The organism is Nocardioides luteus (genome assembly GCF_015752315.1).
Classification (GTDB): domain Bacteria; phylum Actinomycetota; class Actinomycetes; order Propionibacteriales; family Nocardioidaceae; genus Nocardioides.
In genome coordinates this window covers 3,496,226-3,514,917 of sequence record NZ_JADOVJ010000001.1, presented here as the reverse complement: position 1 = coordinate 3,514,917, position 18,692 = coordinate 3,496,226, and the positions used below count along the sequence as shown (strand labels likewise).

17 protein-coding genes are annotated in these 18,692 nt (G+C 70.2%); 6 read left to right on the top strand and 11 right to left on the bottom strand.

Translation table 11 applies throughout. The annotated features are described in order from the left end of the window. The first annotated feature begins 301 nt into the window (after window positions 1-301). Window positions 302-1,588 carry an HNH endonuclease gene (locus HD557_RS16840; protein WP_196874714.1) on the top strand — a complete coding sequence of 429 codons (1,287 nt, stop codon included), beginning with the start codon at window positions 302-304 and terminating at the stop codon, window positions 1,586-1,588. Here HD557_RS16840 and HD557_RS16835 read toward each other — a convergent pair. The 5 genes from HD557_RS16835 to HD557_RS16815 form a co-directional block, all read right to left on the bottom strand. Next, complete coding sequence (locus tag HD557_RS16835; RefSeq protein WP_196874713.1) at window positions 1,570-1,971, bottom strand: nuclear transport factor 2 family protein; 402 nt, start codon at window positions 1,969-1,971, stop codon at window positions 1,570-1,572. The genes HD557_RS16840 and HD557_RS16835 overlap by 19 nt on opposite strands. Before the next feature lie 62 nt (window positions 1,972-2,033). Next, window positions 2,034-2,906 (bottom strand): metallophosphoesterase, encoded by an 873-nt coding sequence (locus HD557_RS16830; protein WP_196874712.1) that lies wholly within the window; start codon window positions 2,904-2,906, stop codon window positions 2,034-2,036. Next, complete coding sequence (locus HD557_RS16825) at window positions 2,903-3,373, bottom strand: hypothetical protein (RefSeq protein WP_196874711.1); 471 nt, start codon at window positions 3,371-3,373, stop codon at window positions 2,903-2,905. The genes HD557_RS16830 and HD557_RS16825 overlap by 4 nt, the downstream gene beginning before the upstream one ends. Beyond that, window positions 3,370-4,839 carry an FGGY family carbohydrate kinase gene (locus HD557_RS16820; protein ID WP_196874710.1) on the bottom strand — a complete coding sequence of 490 codons (1,470 nt, stop codon included), beginning with the start codon at window positions 4,837-4,839 and terminating at the stop codon, window positions 3,370-3,372. Before HD557_RS16820 ends, HD557_RS16825 begins: the two co-directional genes overlap by 4 nt. Next, on the bottom strand, window positions 4,836-5,666 hold the full coding sequence (locus HD557_RS16815; protein WP_196874709.1) for a DUF1028 domain-containing protein: 831 nt from the start codon (window positions 5,664-5,666) through the stop codon (window positions 4,836-4,838). The genes HD557_RS16820 and HD557_RS16815 overlap by 4 nt, the downstream gene beginning before the upstream one ends. Window positions 5,667-5,856: 190 nt before the next feature. Here HD557_RS16815 and HD557_RS16810 point away from each other — a divergent pair, with 190 nt between their 5' ends. Both HD557_RS16810 and HD557_RS16805 read left to right on the top strand, forming a co-directional pair. Then, the gene (locus HD557_RS16810; protein WP_231380335.1) at window positions 5,857-7,275 is read left to right on the top strand and encodes an APC family permease; all 1,419 of its coding nucleotides are present in this window, start codon (window positions 5,857-5,859) and stop codon (window positions 7,273-7,275) included. Between the two features lie 110 nt (window positions 7,276-7,385). Next, on the top strand, window positions 7,386-8,726 hold the full coding sequence (locus tag HD557_RS16805) for a class II 3-deoxy-7-phosphoheptulonate synthase (RefSeq protein ID WP_008363086.1): 1,341 nt from the start codon (window positions 7,386-7,388) through the stop codon (window positions 8,724-8,726). Window positions 8,727-8,786: 60 nt separating this feature from the next. Here the strand turns inward: HD557_RS16805 and HD557_RS16800 are convergent, their stop codons facing one another. The 5 genes from HD557_RS16800 to pknB all read right to left on the bottom strand — a co-directional run bounded on the left by HD557_RS16800 (window position 8,787) and on the right by pknB (window position 15,717). Beyond that, window positions 8,787-10,832, bottom strand: a complete 2,046-nt coding sequence (locus HD557_RS16800; protein WP_196874708.1) for a family 20 glycosylhydrolase — start codon at window positions 10,830-10,832, stop codon at window positions 8,787-8,789. A 135-nt stretch (window positions 10,833-10,967) separates the two neighbouring features. After that, complete coding sequence (locus tag HD557_RS16795) at window positions 10,968-11,435, bottom strand: GNAT family N-acetyltransferase (RefSeq protein WP_196874707.1); 468 nt, start codon at window positions 11,433-11,435, stop codon at window positions 10,968-10,970. 7 nt (window positions 11,436-11,442) lie between these two features. Beyond that, window positions 11,443-12,498 carry a hypothetical protein gene (locus HD557_RS16790; RefSeq protein ID WP_196874706.1) on the bottom strand — a complete coding sequence of 352 codons (1,056 nt, stop codon included), beginning with the start codon at window positions 12,496-12,498 and terminating at the stop codon, window positions 11,443-11,445. A 184-nt stretch (window positions 12,499-12,682) separates the two neighbouring features. After that, the gene (locus HD557_RS16785; protein WP_008363078.1) at window positions 12,683-13,591 is read right to left on the bottom strand and encodes a deoxyribonuclease IV; all 909 of its coding nucleotides are present in this window, start codon (window positions 13,589-13,591) and stop codon (window positions 12,683-12,685) included. A 2-nt stretch (window positions 13,592-13,593) separates the two neighbouring features. Further along, on the bottom strand, window positions 13,594-15,717 hold the full coding sequence (gene pknB, locus HD557_RS16780) for a Stk1 family PASTA domain-containing Ser/Thr kinase (RefSeq protein WP_196874705.1): 2,124 nt from the start codon (window positions 15,715-15,717) through the stop codon (window positions 13,594-13,596). Between the two features lie 113 nt (window positions 15,718-15,830). On the opposite strand from pknB, the gene HD557_RS16775 reads away from it, so the two are divergent. From HD557_RS16775 to HD557_RS16765, 3 genes are read left to right on the top strand one after another with little or no spacing between them, the layout of a single operon-like run. Beyond that, window positions 15,831-16,202 carry an Rv2175c family DNA-binding protein gene (locus tag HD557_RS16775; RefSeq protein ID WP_008363073.1) on the top strand — a complete coding sequence of 124 codons (372 nt, stop codon included), beginning with the start codon at window positions 15,831-15,833 and terminating at the stop codon, window positions 16,200-16,202. 32 nt (window positions 16,203-16,234) lie between these two features. Continuing rightward, window positions 16,235-16,654, top strand: a complete 420-nt coding sequence (locus tag HD557_RS16770) for a ribonuclease domain-containing protein (RefSeq protein WP_008363071.1) — start codon at window positions 16,235-16,237, stop codon at window positions 16,652-16,654. Window positions 16,655-16,662: 8 nt separating this feature from the next. Beyond that, on the top strand, window positions 16,663-17,085 hold the full coding sequence (locus HD557_RS16765; RefSeq protein ID WP_008363069.1) for a barstar family protein: 423 nt from the start codon (window positions 16,663-16,665) through the stop codon (window positions 17,083-17,085). Here HD557_RS16765 and HD557_RS16760 read toward each other — a convergent pair whose 3' ends face one another. Beyond that, on the bottom strand, window positions 17,086-18,621 hold the full coding sequence (locus HD557_RS16760; protein WP_231380334.1) for a molybdopterin-dependent oxidoreductase: 1,536 nt from the start codon (window positions 18,619-18,621) through the stop codon (window positions 17,086-17,088). Window positions 18,622-18,692 lie beyond the last annotated feature (71 nt).

Genomic DNA, 18,692 nt, shown 5'->3' with positions numbered 1-18,692 from the left:
TTCTCGTCATCAGGAGAGCTCGCTTGGCGACTGCTCCTCGTTTCAGGGGTTCGCCGCCGACCCGTTCTTTGAGTGTTTCTCGATCGCGCGCCGCGTCAAGGACGGGCTTCGCCCGCCGGCTTCGCCGGTGGCCTTCGGCCATCCTTGACTCGGCACCCGATCGAGAAAGATTTCGCCTGTATCGGGGCGGCGGCGAGGGTGTGGCGCAGCGCTTACGTGACTTGTTCGCGGACTGCGTAACTGGCCTCTGAACAGCATAAATGAGTAGCAGAATGATGCTCGAACGCATATAATAAGCACTATGTACGAGACCATCGACCGCTTCCTCGACGGGCCACCTCCGGGTGCGTCCGAGCGGGAGTTGGTTGATTGGATCGCTCGCCTCGAACAGGTGAAGTGCGCCGCGGAGGCCGTCCAAGCAGAAGCAGCCGTACGTCTCGAGGAAGCCGCCCGCGCCCGACAGGCCGAGGCCGGTGCCCGCAAGCTCGGCGAAGGCGTGGCCTCCCAGATCGCGCTCGCGCGACGAATCTCACCCGATCGGAGTGCGAAGCTGCTCGGGCTGGCCAAGATCCTCCTCTCCGAGATGCCCCACACCTTCGCCCTGATGAAGACCGGGCAGTTCTCGCAGTGGCAGGCCACCGTCCTCGCCCGCGAGACCGCCTGCCTCTCACGCGAGGACCGCCGGGTCGTCGACCACGAACTCTGCGCCACCAGGCCGAACGGTGAACCCGCCCGAGCGGTCTCGATGGGGCTCCGCCAGCTCGAGAACGCCGCCAAGAAACTCGCCATCACCCTCGACCAGGCCTCCGTCGTCGCCCGCGCCGCCAACGCCGAGAAAGACCGGCGCGTCAGCCTGCGGCCGGCACCGGAAACGATGACCTGGCTCGGTGCGCTGTTGCCGGTCAAGGACGGCGTCGCTGTGTTCGCGGTCCTGGACCAGGCGGCGAACGCCGCCCGTGCTGCCGGGGATGAACGGACCCGGGGTCAGGTCATGGCCGACACTCTGGTCGACCGGGTCACCGGGCGCAGTAGCGCCGGGGCGAAGCCGCGGATCGAGGTCAAGATCGTGATGACCGCCGACTCGCTCACCAACGACGCCGATCAGCCCGCCCTGGTGGAGGGCTACGGCCCTGTCCCGGCCGCCTGGGCCCGGGACGCGCTCACCGACGCCGAGGTCTTCGTCCGGCGCCTGTTTGCAGACCCCGCCGGCCAGTTGGTGGCGATGGAGTCACGGTCGCGGAAGGCACCCGACGGACTCGCCGAGTTCATCACCACCCGCGACGGCGGGATCTGCCGCACCAACGGCTGCGACGCCCCGATCCGCAACATCGACCACATCCAACGCCACACCGACGGCGGCACCACCAGCGCCGAGAACCTCCAAGGGCTGTGCGAACGCTGCAATCAAGCGAAAGAAGCGATCGGCTGGCAAGCCAGACCCGGGCCTGACGGCAGCATCACCACCATCACACCCACCGGCCACACCTACACCAGCCCACCACCCGACACCTGGGCACAAGACCCACCTTTGTCCCGGGCAGAGCTCACACTGCGCGACGTACTCCTCGACTATGCGGCCGCGGCTTGAGCGTGCCGGTGGTAGACCTTGTTCGCGATCTTCCAGGCTCCGTCGACGAGCACGAGCAGGAAGACGTCGGTGAACGTGTCGGAGCCGTGGATGAGGGTCATGGTCGCGGTGGCGACGGTGCCGTGGACCGCGACGGAGTCGAGGCGACGTACGCGCTCCTCCTCATCGGGTGCGGGGGAGCCGGTGAACAGGGCGCAGTAGTCCTCGAGCGGCCAGGAGACGAAGACGCCGTCGCGGATGCCTTCGATGTGGGCAGAGGGGAGGAACGCGTCGCGGAAATGGGTGGGGTCACCGGTGGCGTGGCCGGATACGTAGGCGCTGAGCGGACGCAGGACGGCCTCGTCCGCGGGCGCGTTCGCACCGTCTGTCGTGGGCAGGGTCATGCGCACAGGGTGGTGTGCCTGCGGGAGCGTGACAAACAGTTTTCCGGAGCAGGGCCCGCGCTTCAGAGCGGCTCGAGGGTGTCTTCTCCGGAGACGGGATCGTAGACGTAGACCTGCTCGCCCGCTCGGGGGTCGCGGGCGGTGATCACGTGGAAGGTGGGGGAGGCCGGGTCGGCGAGGTCGACGACGGAGGCGCCGGCACCGAGCACGCCGCGTACGAGATGTGGGGGTGCGGTGGTGTCGATGCGGGTCACGACGCCGGGGGTCACCCAGACCGGGATGCCGGCGAGGAAGCCGCTGACCTGGAAGTGGAGGTGGCCGGCGAGGATCGCACGTACGTCGCTGCTCCGCACTACGCGGCCGAGGGCGGAGATGTTGTGGAGGACGACGTCGGCGACCCAGGGGAGGGAGGCGAGGTGGAGTGGCGGATGGTGAAGGACGAGGACCGTCCCGTCGCGCGTCGGGGTGGCCAGCTCGGCGGCGAGACGGGCGAGCTGGGCCTCGTCCAGGAAGCCGTGGGTCTTGCCCGGGACGAGGCTGTCGACGGTGACGACCCGGAGCTCGCCGAGGTAGCTGACCGACGCGCAGAGGTCCGACTCCGGGTCTAGCAGCCGCCCGCGGTCGCTGCCGTCGGCATCGAGGTGCCCGCTGCCGAGCACCTCGCGGAACGGTCCGCGGGTGTCGTGGTTGCCCGTCGAGTAGATGTGGGGGATGCCGCGCTCGGCAGCGAACGCCCCGACCCGCTCCAGGACTGCCAGGCAGCCCTCGGTCGAGCCGTCGTCGGCGATGTCACCACTGACCACGACCGCATCCAGGCCGGGCACGTGGCGGGCGTCGCGCAGGATCGCGTCGAGCGCGGCCACGGCGTCGACGCCGTCCATGTCGAGACCGCTGCCGGTGACATGGGTGTCGGAGAGATGCAGGATCCGGGTCATGTCGTGAAGGCTGACATGAGGACCTCGGCGATGCCGTCCTTCTCGCTCCGCACGGCGACATCGAGGTAGCGGGCGTCGACCTCGTCCCCGGCCTGGGTGAGGTCGACCTGGACACAGGCGATCGCATCGGTGCAGCCGGATCCGGCCAGCGCAGGCGAACCGGGCAGCTCGGCGAGCCAGGCGTCGAGCTCGGCTCGGGGGACCGTCATCATGCCCTCGTACTGCCAGTCCTGGAACTCGATGTAGGTGCAGGTCGCGGCCGAGGTGCCCTCCGGCAGGCCCGGCGCCCCGACCGCGTGCGCGAGGTCGACGCAGTCTGCCGGCACATCGTCGGCCGCCTCGCGCAGGTCGGTGTCCGCCCAGGCGACGAACGTGACGCCCCCGGCCAGTGCCGCGACGAGGAGCCCCGCCGCGCCCGCCATCAGCGCCCACGCCCACCACGGAAGCCCGCGCCGGGAACTGCTCACGCCCACTGCCGGGATCGTTCGACGGCCCTTGCCCACGACGCGTACGCCTCGTCGGCCGCATCCCGGCGCGACGCGTCGGGGGAGAAGGTGCGGTCCAGGGCCCAGGTCTCGCGGATCTGGTCGAAGGACGACCACACGCCCACCCCGAGGCCGGCGAGGAACGCGGCGCCGAGGCCGGTGGTCTCGACGTAGCGAGGGCGGGAGACGTCGACGCCGAGCTGGTCCGCCTGGAGCTGGCACAGCAGGTTGTTGGCGGCCGCGCCGCCGTCGACGTTGAGGGAGGCGACCGGCGTCGGCATGGTGGCCATCACGTCGCGTACCTCGAAGGCGATCGCCTCCAGGGTCGCCCGCACGATGTGGGCACGGGTGGTGCCGCGGGTGATGCCGATGATGGTGCCGCGGGCGTCGGGGTCCCAGTGGGGCGCTCCGAGACCGGTCAGGGCGGGCACGAACACGACGCCCTCGGACGAGGTGACCGTGCTCGCCAGGGCCTCGGTCTCCGCGGCCGAGCCGATGATCTGGAGGCCGTCACGCAGCCACTGCACCGCGGCGCCGGTCACGAAGATCGAGCCCTCGAGCACGTAGGTGACCTCTCCCGACGGCGACATCCAGCCGGGCGAGGTGAGCAGCCCGGAGTCCGACCGCTTCGCCTCCGAGCCGGTGTTGGTCAGCACGAACGAGCCGGTGCCGTAGGTGCACTTGGAGTCACCCACCTCGAAGGCCGCCTGCCCGAACAGCGCGGCCTGCTGGTCGCCGGCCACACCGGCGATCGGCAGCGAGAGGTCGAGGAACGAGCGCGGGTCGGTGACCACGCCCTCACCCCAGTTGGGCCCGATCTCCGGCAGCGCGTCCCGCGGCACCCCGAACAGGTCGCACAGCTCGTCGGACCAGTCGTTGGCGCCGAGGTCGAACAGCATCGTCCGCGACGCGTTGGAGACGTCGGTGACATGGTGCAGACCCCGGGTCATCCGGGCGATGAGGTAGGAGTCGACGGTGCCGATCGCGTAGCGCCCCGACTCCACATGGGTCCAGGTGTGCGGCTCGTTCTCGCGGATCCAGGCCAGCTTGGTGGCCGTGAAGTAGGGGTCCATGCGCAGGCCGGTCAGCTCGCGGACCCGGGCGTCGTGGGATGCCATCGCGGAGCACATCGCCGTCGTACGCCGGTCCTGCCACACGATTGCGCGCCGCGGCGAGCCCAGCGTCTCCCGGTCCCACAGCACGACCGTCTCGCGCTGGTTGGTGATCCCGATGCCGACGAGGTCGTCGCGGCCGTGGGCCGCGAGCACCGTACGACACGCCTCCAGGGTGGCCTGCCAGATCCCCTCGGGCACGTGCTCGACCCAGCCCGGCCTGGGGAAGTGCTGGTCGAACTCCTCATACCCCCGAGCCGCGACCTCGCCCTTGTCGGTGACGATCAGCGCGGTGACGCCGGTGGTGCCGGCGTCGATGGCGAGGATCGAGCTCACTTGGGCGTCCTGACGATGTCGAGGATGCGCCGGTCGAGCCAGGACAGGTCCTCGGCCACCCGCATCTCGTAGTTCTCGGTGGCCACCCAGGCGAGGAAGCCGGTGGCGCCCTGCGCCGCGGCGTACGTCTCCAGCTCGGCCTCGATCTCGGGCGTGACCGGCACCTTCTCGGCCTCGGTGGACGCGGTCAGGTAGAAGTCGCTGAGGTCGAGGAGTCGCTTGAGCTCGGTGATCGGCGCCGCGTGGTCGTCGACGCGGAGGTCGGCCGCGATGTCGTCGTTGCCGCCGTAGCCGGCGTCCTCGCGCACGACCAGGAGGGCTGCGCTCTGCCGCCCACGGCTGTCGCCGCCGGCCTCGTCGCCCGCGGCCAGGGCCGCCAAGAGCCGGTGCTGCAGCGGCTCCTCGGGGGAGGAGGCGAGCCAGGCGGCCTCCATCGCGTCGACCACCTCGGGGCCGGTGAGGATGTTGCCCTGGATCGCGTAGCCGTCGCCGGTGCGGCCGCCCGCCCAGTCGAAGCAGGACGGTCCGGTGTGGGAGACGGCGTTGCCGTCGACGTCGACGATGCCGACCTGGCGGTGGTCACGGCGCTCGTCCTCCTCCAGCAGCCTCTCGAGGGCGACAGCGGCGGTCGCACCCTCGTCGAGGTGGGCGAGCGCGAGACCCTTGTAGGCGACGTTGGCCTCGGCCTGGGTGGCGATCGCGCCGACCCCCGCGACGGCGGCCGGGACGGCCGATCCGACGGCGAGGAACTTCGAAGCGACGGCCACACCCCAGGTGGGCTCCCCGGTGCCTGGATCAACAGCTCTGGCGACGATGGAGAAGGTCATGGCAGCGACCCTATCCACGAAATTTCGTCCGGCTACGGCGTGTTTACGAATTGTCGTACACCTGACGGCGTGGTTGGGCTTTGATTGAGGGATCCCTTCATCCCAATTTCGGAACTGAGTTTCGATCGTGACCAGGAAGGACATCATGACAACCCTGGCGAAAGAAGAAACACCCGAGTTGAAGAGAGTGATGGGGCCGTGGCTCCTGCTGCTCTTCATCGTCGGTGACATCCTGGGAGCCGGCGTCTATGCCGTGACCGGCACCATGGCCGGCTACGTCGGCGGCATCCTGTGGCTGCCGTTCCTGCTCGCCTTCGTGGTGGCCACCATGACGGCGTACTCCTACCTCGAGCTGGTGACGAAGTACCCCAGCGCCGCCGGTGCCGCGCTCTACACGCACAAGGCGTTCGGCTTCCACTTCCTCACCTTCATGGTGACCTTCGCGGTCGCCTGCTCGGGCATCACCAGCGCCTCGACCTCGGCCAACACGCTGGCGCAGAACTTCTTCGGCGGCCTGGAGATCAACGGCTGGATGGATGCGCCCAGCGAGGGCGTCGTCACCCTCCTGGCGTTGGGCTTCATGGTCCTGCTCGCGCTGATCAACCTGCGCGGCGTGGGCGAGAGCGTGAAGTTCAACATCATCCTCACCGTCGTCGAGATGGTCGCGCTGTGCATCGTCATCGGCGTCGGCTTCTACGTGATCGCCCAGGGCAAGGCGGACATGTCGGAGCTGGTCTCCTTCGACGACTACTCCAACATGGGCGTGGTCTTCGCGGTCACGGCCGCGACCTCGGTCGCGTTTTTCGCGATGGTCGGGTTCGAGGACGCCGTCAACATGGTCGAGGAGACCAAGGAGCCCGAGCGGATCTTCCCGCGCACCATGCTGATGGGCCTGGGCGCGGCGGCGCTGCTCTACATCCTGGTGGCGATCTCGGTCGTCAGCGTGCTGACGCCGGGTGAGCTCGAGACGATCCGCGAGTCCGAGGGCCGGGCTCTGCTCGAGGTGGTCGGCAAGGGCGCTCCCGACTTCCCGATCGACAAGGTGTTCCCGTTCCTGGCGGTCTTCGCCGTGGCCAACACGGCGCTGATCAACATGCTGATGGCCAGCCGGCTGGTCTACGGCATGGCCAAGCAGCGGGTGCTGCCCAAGCAGCTGGGCGCGGTCCTGCCCGGCCGGCGCACGCCCTACATCGCGATCGTCTTCACCACCCTGCTGGCCCTGCTGCTGATCTGGTACGTCTCCAGCGACCCCGACAGCAACATCGTCTCCAACCTCGGCTCGACGACCGCGCTGCTCCTGCTGTGCGTGTTCGCGATCGTGAACATCGCCTGCGTGGTGCTCCGCAACCGGCGCCCCGACACCGAGAAGACGTTCTTCACCGCGCCGAGGTGGCTGCCGCCGATCGCCGCGATCCTGTGCATCTACCTGGCCGGCCCCTGGGTCGACCGCGACGGGATCGTCTATGAGATTGCCGGCGGCCTGATGGTCATCGGCGTGATCCTGTGGGCGATCACCTGGCTGGTCAACAAGTTCGCCAACAAGGACGACGAGCCGCCCCACTTCACCGACATCGAGCACATGGACGTCAACCCCGAGGACGACCAGTAGCGAGGTGAAACCGGTCGGGGCCGGCGCACGTTCTGCACAGGGCGTACGCCGGCCTCGCCGTGTCTGAGATGACTTCGTAACAATCGCTCGATCCGCGTACCCTGAGGCACGTGAACGACGCCTTCCCCTCCCTCGAGCAGCTGCACGCCATCGGAGCCCTCCAGCAGCCGACCTATTCCGACCCGGCCGCGCTGGCCGCGGCGGTCGAGAAGCTGAGGAAGCAGCCGCCGCTCGTCTTTGCGGGGGAGTGCGACCAGCTCAAGAGCTCGATCGCCGCCGCCGGCCGCGGCGAGGCGTTCATCCTGCAGGGCGGCGACTGCGCCGAGGTCTTCGCCGAGGCGACCGCCGACAACACCCGCAACAAGCTCCGGGTGCTGCTGCAGATGGCCGTGGTCCTGACGTACGCAGCCTCCGTCCCGGTCGTGAAGATCGGCCGTCTCGCCGGGCAGTACGCCAAGCCGCGCTCCTCCGACACCGAGACCCGCGACGGGGTGACCCTGCCGGCCTACCGCGGCGACGCGGTCAACGGCTTCGAGTTCACCGAGGAGTCCCGCATCCCCGACCCGCAGCGGCTGCTGGACGTCTACCACGCCTCCTCCTCGACCCTGAACCTCGTGCGCGCCTTCACCACCGGTGGCTACGCCGATCTGCGCCAGGTGCACACCTGGAACTCCGAGTTCGTGCGCAACTCGCCCGTCGGTGCGAAGTACGAGGCGATGGGCTCCGAGATCGAGCGTGCGATCGCCTTCATGGAGGCCATCGGCGCCGACCCGGAGGAGTTCCACCGGGTCGACTTCTACTCCTCGCACGAGGCGCTGCTGCTCGAGTACGAGCACGCGATGACCCGCATCGACTCGCGCACCGAGACGCCCTACAACGTCTCGGGCCACTTCGTCTGGATCGGTGAGCGCACCCGTCAGCTCGACGGCGCCCACGTGGAGTACTTCCGCCACCTCAACAACCCGATCGGCTGCAAGCTCGGCCCCACCGCGACCCCCGACGACGCGCTCGCGCTGGCCGCCAAGCTCAACCCGAAGAACGAGGAGGGCCGGCTCACCTTCATCACCCGCTTCGGTGCGGACAAGGTGCGCGACGGGCTGCCCGGTCTGGTCGAGAAGATCACTGCCGAGGGCGTCAACGTCACCTGGATCTCCGACCCGATGCACGGCAACACCTTCTCCACCTCCAACGGCTACAAGACGCGCCGCTTCGAGGACGTCCTCGACGAGGTCCAGGGCTTCTTCGACGTCCACCACTCCCTCGGCACCGTCCCCGGCGGCATCCTCGTGGAGAACACCGGTGACGACGTCACCGAGATCATCGGCGGCGGCGAGGAGCTCGATGAGGCCGGCCTCGTGCACCGCTACGAGTCCGTGGTCGACCCGCGCCTCAACCGCGTCCAGTCGCTCGAGATGGCGTTCCAGGTCGCCGAGATGCTCCGTAACAAGTAGCCCGCCGGACGCAGAGTCGGCGCGCCCTGCGGAGCAGGACGCGCCGACTGCGGCGACTGGTCAGCGAACCCTGACCGTGAATGTGGCCGTGCGTCCGTCCGAGGTCGTCACCGTCCCGTGATAGGTGCCCGGGCGCGCGTAGCGGTGCGACGCGCTGATCCGGTAGACACCCGCCGCGTGGAGCCCGTCGCGTGGGGTGGCCGTGGTGAAGGTCGCGGGTACGCCGGCGGTGCCGTCACCGAAGCGGACCGTCGCCCCGAGCGCGCCCGTGAGCGCGGAGCCGCCCAGGCCATCGGCGTCGTCGACCGCGTCGACGGCGACCGTGGATCCGTCCGTCTTCGTGCCCGGTGCGGCGAGCAGACCGACCGCGATGGTGGCGGAGGAGCCGCGGCGTACGACTGCATCGGTGCCGGTCACGGCGGTGGACCAGGCGGCGTGGGGGCCGTCGTAGAAGTTGGTGTCGGCGGTGTTGAGCCGGATGCCGACGTCGGCGACCCGGCGGGCGAAGTCGGCCCCGTCGCGCAGCGACTCCTGGGTCCAGCCGACCTCGCCGTGCGCGAGGGCCCGCGGGAACATCATGAACTCCGCGTTGCTCACGCCACGGACGGTCTCCGACCACAGCGGCGCCTCGGTGCCCAGGATGTCGGCGTCACCGACCCCGGGGACGACGTTCTCGGGGCTCCAGGCGTAGTAGTCGGGGAAGTCGCACGAGCCCGAGCACGCCCAGGACAGCCCGATCGGCGTCTTGGGGTTGTACTTCATGTCGAGATAGGACTTGTTGCCCGGTGAGACCAGCAGCTTGGCGCCGTCCTCGGTGATGGCGCGCTTGGCGAAGTCGGTCGAGCCGGCCCAGTACTGCACCCCGTCGCCGGGAGTGAGGGTCGTCTCCGAGTATTCGTTCCAGCCCAGCGTCTTCTTCCCCAGGTCGTGCACGATGTCCACGGCCCGCTTCTCGAAGTCGACGTAGCCCTGGTGCCCGTAGCGGGCGGTCATGGCGTGCGACTCGTCGCCACCGATGTGCAGGTAATCGCCGGGTGTCATCTCGGCCAGCTGCGCGAAGACGTGCTGGACGAAGGTGTAGCTGACCTCGGCGTACGGGTCGAGATAGGAGTAGCCGACGTCGATCGTGCTGTTGACCGGCGCCACCGGCTCCGCGGCGGTGCCGGTGTGGCTCGATCCCGCGGTGTTGAGCTGCGGGATTGCGTGCAGCGCCGCGTTGGTGTGGCCCGGGATGTCGACCTCCGGGACGACCTCGATCTCGCGCTCGGCGGCGTAGGCGACCAGGTCGCGGAACTGGGCCTGGGTGTAGTAGCCGGTGTGGCCGTCCAGGGCCTGGTAGGAGTTGGAGGTGACCGCTGTTCCGCCCGACTCTCGTGTCAGCGCCGTGTAGTCGATGTCGTCGCCGGCCGCGCGTCCGTCGTTGGTGATCTGGATGCGCCAGCCCTGGTCATCGGCGAGATGGATGTGCAGCACCGACAGCTTGGCGGAGGCGGCGGCGTCGATGATCTGCTTGACCTCGTCGACGGTCTGGAATGACCGGGCGACGTCGAGCATGATCCCGCGATAGCCGAACCGCGGCGCGTCGAGGACCTTCACGGCCGGCACGCTCCAGGTTTGGTGCACGCGTACGGACGAACCGGCGAAGGCCGGGAGCAGCTGGCGCAGCGTCTGGGTGCCGTTGAAGAGCCCGTGCCGGGTCGCCCCGCTGATCCGCAGGCCTGAGCGGCCGGAGGAGAGGGTGTACGCCTCGGGGTTGCCCGCCACCTGGCCGTAGTCGGCGCCGGGGTCGATGACCAGCTGCAGATCGGTGGGCTTCGGGTGTGCGGAGATGACGGGGAGGGCATAGCCGGTCGACGCACGGAGCGTGGTGGCGAGCAGGCGCCCGACCGATGCGGCCGCACCGCGGGCGACGATGCGCGCGCCGGGGGTGAGGACGAAGTCGGGGCCGGACTGCTCGGTGACCTGCACCGGGAGGGGGACCAGACCCGGGACGGGGGTGTCGGGAGCGGAGGTGGGGGTGGAAGCGGTGGCCGACGGGGCCGCCATGGTGACCAGGCAGCCGGCGAGGGTCAGAGCGGCGGCTGCGGCGAGTATCGAGCGAGACATTCAACATTCCTCTCTGCCGCGAAGACGCGGCGAGTATCAAGAAGTTGTGCTGCTCCCGGCGAGCGTAGTGACGCGCTCGCGCACCCGACGGGGTTTTCGTAAATTCGCTCAACAAATTAATTCTGGGCCGGGGCATCAGCTCCTCGCCCAGGCGAGCTGCATGATCTCGTCGCCGTCGTGGAGGGTGCTGCGGTTGTTGGTGTCGGTGAACCCGGTGCGCTCGTAGAGGCGCTGGGCGCGGCGGTTGTCGGTGCGGGTCCAGACGCTGAGGCCCTCCCAGCCGCGTGCCTGGAGGTCGCGGATCATCTCGGTGCCGACGTGGGAGCCCCAGACGGCGGGGTCCACGAAGACCATCGAGATGTGGCCGTAGCCGGGCAGGGGCACGCCGTCGACCAGATAGGTCTCGGCGACCAGCATGCCCGCCGGCCGGGTGCCGTAGTGGGCGAGCAGCGCGAGCTCGGCGCCGGCCAGCTTCTCGCGGACCCGGCGGACGCGGGCCTCCGTGGCGGTGCGGCGGCGAGCGGCGTTGGCCGCTCGCCATACGTCGAGGGCAAGGGCGCGCTGCTCGTCGCTGTCGATCTCGGCGACGATGATTCTCGGCATACAGGCGTTACAGCGTCATCAGCCAGACACCGAGCACGAACATCACGATCATGAAGATCGCTCCGACCCACAGCAGCACGATCCAGGTCGAGGGGTTGTCCTCGGGCTCGGCGGCCATCAGCGAGGAGACGTACTCCTGCTGGACGCCGTAGTCGCCGAAGTCCTGCTCGATCGGCTCCTGCTCGCCGGCGTATCCGTAGCCGTTCTGCCAGTCGGCCGCCTCGTCGGTGGCGTAGGCCCCCTCGGCGTAGCCGGCCGCGTAGGCGGGCTCGGTCTCGTAGACCTGGTCGGCCGCGGTCTCCTCCACGACCGTCTCCTGCGGCGCCCAGCGGCGGGCCTGACCGTTCCGCTGCTCCTGGACGAGCTTCCCCGACGGCTGCACGAAGGGGTGGTACGCAGCCTCCACCGTGGCCTCGGAGACCGGCTCGGGCTCGGGGTCGGGGACAGGATCGGGCCCGGGGACAGGCTCGGGCTCCGGGATCGGCCCCGGCTCGGGGATCGGGGTGGGCGTCGGCTCCGGGTCGGGGACAGGGTCAGGCCCCGGGACGGGCTCGGGCTCCGGGAAGGGCGAGGGGTCCGGGATGGGCGAGGGGTCCGGGATGGGCTTCGGCTCCGGCTCGGGGATCACCGCGACCTCGGCGGCCGCCTCCTCGGCGGCCGGCGCCTGCGCCGACGGGGGAGTGGTCGGCGGCGGGGCGGTCGGTGGTGCGTAGGACACGCGGATCGCGGTGGAACCGTCGGGCTCGTCGGTGTCGAGCTTCTCCTCGACATCGGGCGACTGACGCCTCGAGGTGCGCTCGACGGGCTCGTCGTCGGTGCCGGCGATCGACGACGCCGGTCCCGGCCGGTCCTCGTCGCCGTAGGCGCTGATCCGGGGCAGGCTCAGCGAGGTCTGCTCCGCGTCGGGCACGTCCTCGACGGCCTCCGGGGCGGTCGACTCGACGGGCTTGCGGATCACGGTGGCCTCGTTGGGCTCGTCGAGGTCGTCCGCAGCGGGGTCGATGGCTTCGGGCTCCGCTTCAGCAGCGTGCGTTGCCTCGGGCTTCGCTTCAGCACTGGACACGGGTGGCGTCCTTTCCTCTACATCGATGGAGTCAGCCTCGGCTGCTCGGTCGGGCTCCGTGGCTACCTCGAGACCACACACCGGACAGGTCGGCTCATCGGACAGCCGGTGTCCACACTGTGCGCAGCTGGTCATGCCACCCCCATGGCGTCGAAGATCACTCCCGTGCGTCAACAAGCCTAGGTCACACGCCTTGACGGTGCGCCGAAGCCCGCAGATCGCGGAGCAGGGGGATATCGCGGTTCTCCGCGTCGCGGGAGCCGGGGGTCTCGAGGATGAAGGGCACCCCAGCGGTCGCCGGATGGGCGAAGAGCTCCTCGAAAGCCGTCGTGCCGATGTGGCCGCGGCCGATCTGCTCGTGGCGGTCGAGGTTCTTGCCGCGTACGTCCTTGGAGTCGTTGGCATGGATCAGCCGCAGCCGCCCGGCGCCGCCGATCTCGACGATCCGGTCGACACAGGCGGTGGCGCCACCGGGCTCGTCGAGCGGGGCGCCGGCGGCGAAGACGTGGCAGGTGTCCAGGCAGATCCCGGCCTTGGGATGGAAGTCGAGCGCCTCGAGATAGGCAGGGAGGTCCTCCACGCCGGCGCACAGCGACCGGCCCTGGCCCGCGGTCGGCTCCAGCAGCAGCCAGGGCGCGTCCTCGGCGGAGATCTCGTCGAGCACGGGCAGCAGCGCCTCGCGCACCTGCTTCATCGCGGCGGCGTACTTCTCCCGGGCGTCGCCCTCGGGAGAGACGAACGACCCGGTGTGGATCACGACGCCCTCGGCCCCGATGTCGGCGGCGCGGCGGAGGTTGTGGGCGACCAGGGCGGCCGACCTCTCGTAGGTCGCCGGGGTCGGCGACCCCAGGTTGACCAGGTAGGGAGCGTGGACGAAGGCGCGCATCCCGCGCCGTTCGAGCTCGGCCCGGAACGCCTTGTCCTCGGCCGGCTTGCCGGCCGACAGCGCCCAGCCACGCGGGTTGCCGACGAAGATCTGCAGCGTCTCGCCGCCGACCGCATCGGTGTTGGCGAGAGCACCTGCGACGAGACCTTTGCCGACCTGTACGTGGGTGCCGATCGGGTTGCGAAGAGAGGTCCGAGAAGTGGTCAAGGTCAGTTCAGCCAGATCGTGATCTCGGAGCCGTAGGGGGCCTCACCGCCGGCGGGCTCCTGCCGGGTCACGAAGTCGAGGCCGAGGTGGAAGTCGTCCTTCTCCTCCTTGACCTTGAACCCGGCTGCCTCGAGCGTCTGCTTGGCGGCGTCCTTGCTGCTGCCGACGACGTTGGGGACCGCGACGGCAGCGGGACCCTTGGCGACGACGAGGGTCACGGTCTCGCCCTTGGGGAGGGTGCCGGAGTTGGGGCTCTGGCTGAGCACGGTGCCCGGCCGGGCCTCCTGGTTCTCCTCCTCCTCGATCTCGACCTCCAGGCCGTCGGCCTCCAGCGACTTCTTGGCGCGCTCGGCGTTGCGACCCGTCCAGTCGACGATGTCGACGGGAGCGGGACCCTTGCTGATCACCAGCACCACGGTCTTGCCGGGCCGCACCAGCGTGCCGGCGCGGGGCTGGGAGTTGATGACGAAGCCCTCGGGGACGTTGTCGTTGAACTTCTCGATCGGGTCACCGACGGTGAGGCCGAGGTCCTGGATCTTGTCCTGGGCCTCGTCGGCGACCAGGCCCTTGACCTTCGGCACCGAGTATTCCTCGACGCCCTTGCTCACGCTGATCTCCACGGTCGAGCCGGGCAGCGCCTTGTCGTCGCGGCCGGGGTCGGAGTCGATCACGACGCCCTCCTCGACGGTGTCGGAGAACTCGGTGTTGGCCGAGACCTCGAAGCCCGCTTCCTGCAGCTGCGTGGTCGCCGCGGCCTTGGTCAGACCGGCCACCGAGGGCACCCGCTCGTAGCGGCCGTCGACGAACCACCACATCCCGGTCGCCACCAGCGCGACGGCCACCACGGCGGCGCTGATCGCGATCGGGCCCCGCCACGTCGCCGGCATGCTCCAGCGCTGCTTCGGCTGCGTGGGGGTCGGGGCGATGCGTACCTTCTCCTCGGGCTCGCTGAGCGAGAGCCGCGCGCCCGCGGGGAGGCCGACACCGGGAGGCGGTCCCGGCGGGCCCGCGGGCCGGCCCGGCGGGGGACCGGAGGGGCCGGAGGCCGGAAGACCGAGGGCGGGCAGGACGGCCGTCGACTCCGCGCCGGACTCGTCGTGGGCGCGCACAGGGGCATCGGTGGCGTTGCCGGCCGCGGCACCCCTGTCGGGCGCGCCGGCGGTCGGGAGCGCCAGGTCTGCGGTGAGGTCGGGGTCGTCGAAGATGCCCGCGGACAGGGTGGCCATGACGCGGGTGACCATCCGCAGGAGCACGCCGGCGTCGGCCGGGCGCAGCTCGGGGTCGCGGGCGGTCGCGCGGGCGACCAGGGCGTCGACGTAGCGCGGGATCCCGGGAGCGGCCTTCGAGGGCGGCGGTACGTCCTCGTGCACGTGCTTGTAGGCGATGTCGACCGGCGAGGGGCCGCTGTGGGGCTTGCGGCCGGTGAGCAGCTCGTAGAGGACGACGCCGGCGGCGTAGACGTCGGTGCGCGGCCCGGACTTCGACTCGGTGACCAGCTCGGGCGCGAGATAGGAGACGGTGCCGACCAGGTTGCCGGTGGTGGCGTCGTTGGAGTTGTTGGTCATCACCCGGGCCAGACCGAAGTCGGCGACCTTGACCCGCTGCGAGATCGAGGCGGCGCCGGTGGTGATGAGCACGTTCTCCGGCTTGATGTCGCGGTGCACGATGCCGATCGCGTGCGCCGCGGACATCGCGCTCAGGATCGGCTCGATGTAGGCGAGCGCCTTCGCCGCGCCCAGCGGGGCCTGCGAGGCGATCGTGTCGCGCAGGGTGTGGCCCTCGATGTACTCCATCGCGAGGAAGGCGACGCCGTCGTCCTCGTCCTGGTCGTAGACGGCGACGACGTTGGGGTGGGACAGCTTCGCGGCCGACCTGCCCTCGCGGACGAACCGCTCGGCGAAGTTGCCCTCCTCGTCGAGGTCCCGGTGCATGACCTTGACGGCGACGATGCGGTCCAGACGCATGTCGTGGGCGACGTAGACCGTCGCCATGCCGCCCTTCGCGACCTTCTCGACGATCCGGTAACGCATCCCCAAGACCTTGCCCAGCAGGGGGTCGGATGCGGTAGCCGAGCCTCCGCCGTGGCGCCCGATCACGCCCTCGCGGGGGTCCGCCTCACTAGCCACGCGATCCTCCTGTCTCCGGTTGGAGAAGTATTCCGGACCGGGCAATGGTACGGACCAGCGGGTCCCACTCACGACTTTCCGGCCCGGCTACCCGGGCCGGTAATGTGATCGTTATGAGCGAGATGCGGTTGGCGGAGCAGGATCTGGGTGTCCTGGTGGAGGAGTGGATCGACTGGGCCACCGCTGCGTCGTTGCTCGGCGTGACGGTGGGGAAGGTGCGCACCATGATCCGCGAGCACGAGCTCGCGGCGGCGGTGCCTCCGGGCATCAAGGGCCAGCACATCCCGGCCCTGTTCATCCAGGACGGCCTGCCGGTCAAGGGCCTGGGCGGGCTGCTCCACGTGCTCCACGACGGTGGCTACGACGACCGCGAGATCATCGCCTGGCTCTTCCTCGACGACGACCTCCCGGGTCGCCCGATCGACGCGCTTCGGGAGAACCGCGGGTCGGAGGTCAAGCGCCGGGCCCAGGCCATGGCACTCTAGACGACCAAGTCCGTACGTCTCGGAGGACCGTCGTGAGGTCGAAGTCTGCCCTGGTCGCCCTGCTGCTCGCCGTGGTGATGGCGCTGCTCGCCGGCTGCGGAGGCGATCCCGGATCGGGCGGAGGCGCAGGCGCGGGTGGCGGGAAGACCGGCACCGATCCCGACAGCGGGCTCACCTGGATCGCGGAGTCCGACCTGCCGCCCGAGGGGGTGGAGACGCTCGAGCTGATCGACGCCGGCGGCCCGTTCCCCTACCCGGGCAAGGACGGCAGCACCTTCGGCAACCGCGAGGGGATCCTGCCCGAGGAGCCCTCGGGCTACTACGCCGAGTACACCGTGCCCACGCCCGGCTCCGATGACCGGGGTGCGCGGCGTATCGTCACAGGCGAGGGTGGGGAGTTCTACTACACCGAGGACCACTACGAGTCGTTCGCACGGATCGACCGGGGGTGATGAGGCAGATGAGTGGACTGGCAGGTCTCCTGGCCGGGAAGGTCGATCCCGGCGTCTACCGCTGGCACACGGAGCTGGCGGCCGCCGACCTCGACGAGTCGGTGACCGGCGCGGGCTGGTCGCTGAAGCAGATCGCCGAGGTCGCCGAGACCAAGGACGAGGTGCTGGGCGCCATCGGCGCCGCGCTCGGGTTCCCGGCCCACTTCGGCCGCAACCTCGACGCGCTGTGGGACTCGCTGCGCGACCTCTCCGCACCCACGGTGCTGCTGTGGGAGACGTGGGGGTGCGCCGCCTATGCCGACCGCGCCGGGTTCGACAAGATCGTCCGGGTCCTGCAGGAACGCGCGGCGGAGATCTCCGAGGACCGGCCCGCGTTCACCGTGCTGCTGCGCGGTGACGGCCCGGACACGGACCTGGCCGACCTGGGCTGATCACCCGACCGTGACGGTGCGGGTGGGGTAGCCGGTGGCTCCGTCGGGAGCGGGCGGCACCTCGTTGCCGGTCTGCGGGGTGCCCGTGCGGTCGAAGGCCCGCGCCTGGATCCGGTGCTCGCCCTCGGTCGCGTCCCAGCGGTAGGTCCACTGCCGCCAGGTGTCGATGCTGTCCTCGGCGGCGAGCGTGGCGGGCTGCCAGGGGCCGTCGTCGATGCGTACCTCGACCTTGCTCACGCCGCGGTGCTGCGCCCAGGCGACGCCGGCGACGGTCACCTCGCCCGCGGAGTCCGGGTCCTCGCCGGGCAGGTCGATGCGGCACTGGGTCTTGATCGGACCTTCGGCGGACCAGCCGCGGTCGGTCCAGTAGGCACGGAAGTCGGCGAAGCGGGTGACCTCGAGCTCGGTGAGCCACTTGGTCGCCGAGACGTAGCCGTAGAGGCCGGGGACGACCATGCGTACGGGGAAGCCGTGGTCCTGCGTCAGCGGCTCGCCGTCCTGGGCAATCGCGAGGAGGGAGTCCCGCCCGTCGGTGAGCGCCTCGAGCGGGGTGCCGATGGTGATGCCGTCGGCGCCGGTGGACTTCACCGCATCGGCGTCGGGGTCGAGGCCAGCGCGCTTGAGGACGTCGCGGATGCGTACGCCGGTCCAGGTCGCGTTGCCGATCAGGTCGCCGCCGACCTCGTTGGAGACGCAGCAGATCGTGACGCGGCGCTCGTAGAGCGGCATCGCGAGCAGGTCCTCGTAGGTCAGCTCGACCGGGTTGTCGACCAGGCCGTGGATCTTGAGCCGGTAGTCGGCGATGTCGACGCGTGGGGTGAGCAGGGCGATGTCGATGCGATAGAAGTCGTCGACGGGGGTCAGGTGGGGCGTCAGCCCGTCGATCCGGAGCTCTGCGCCCGCCGGGAGGGGCGCGGCGGGGGAGACGGCAGCCGGGATGGCCAACCTCGTCGCCGGGCGACGGCGGGCGGTGACCACCTTCGCGCCGACGCCGCCGGCCGCTCCGACCGCGGTCACGGCCGCCGCGGCGACGAGGAACCGGCGCCGGTCGAAGCCGTCGGGCGCCACCGCCTCGGTGGGTGTCTCGCCGGACTCCCGAAGACGCCGCGTCAGCAGGACCAGCGCCGCGATGCCGACCGCCAGGCCGATCACCAGCGCGACGACGCCCATGGTGCCGTTGCCGGCCCGGTCGGCCAGCAGGGCGGCGATGTCGACGGCCCCGAGGAGCAGCAGCATGCCCGCGCCGAGCGCGGGGCGGCGTACGGCCAGGGCACCGGCCACACCGAGGAGCACCAGCGTGACCAGCGCGACGCTGGCCAGCAGGATCGGCTTGTCGGCGGTGCCGAAGGTGGCGACCGCCGCCTCCTTGAGCCAGCGCGGCGTGAGGTCGATGACCCGGTCGCCGAGCGCGAGCAGGGGAGAGGCGCCGCGCGCGAGGGCGGCTATGAGCTCGGCGACGCCGAGGCCGAGCACGCCCGCGGCGATGCCCGCGACGGGACCGCTCGGGAGACGTCCGAGGAAGGTGCGGGATGTCATGCTGTGAGTTCGTGGCCGATCGGTGGTCGGATGGGACCAATCCTCCCACTTCTCGGCTGCGAACCCGGGGT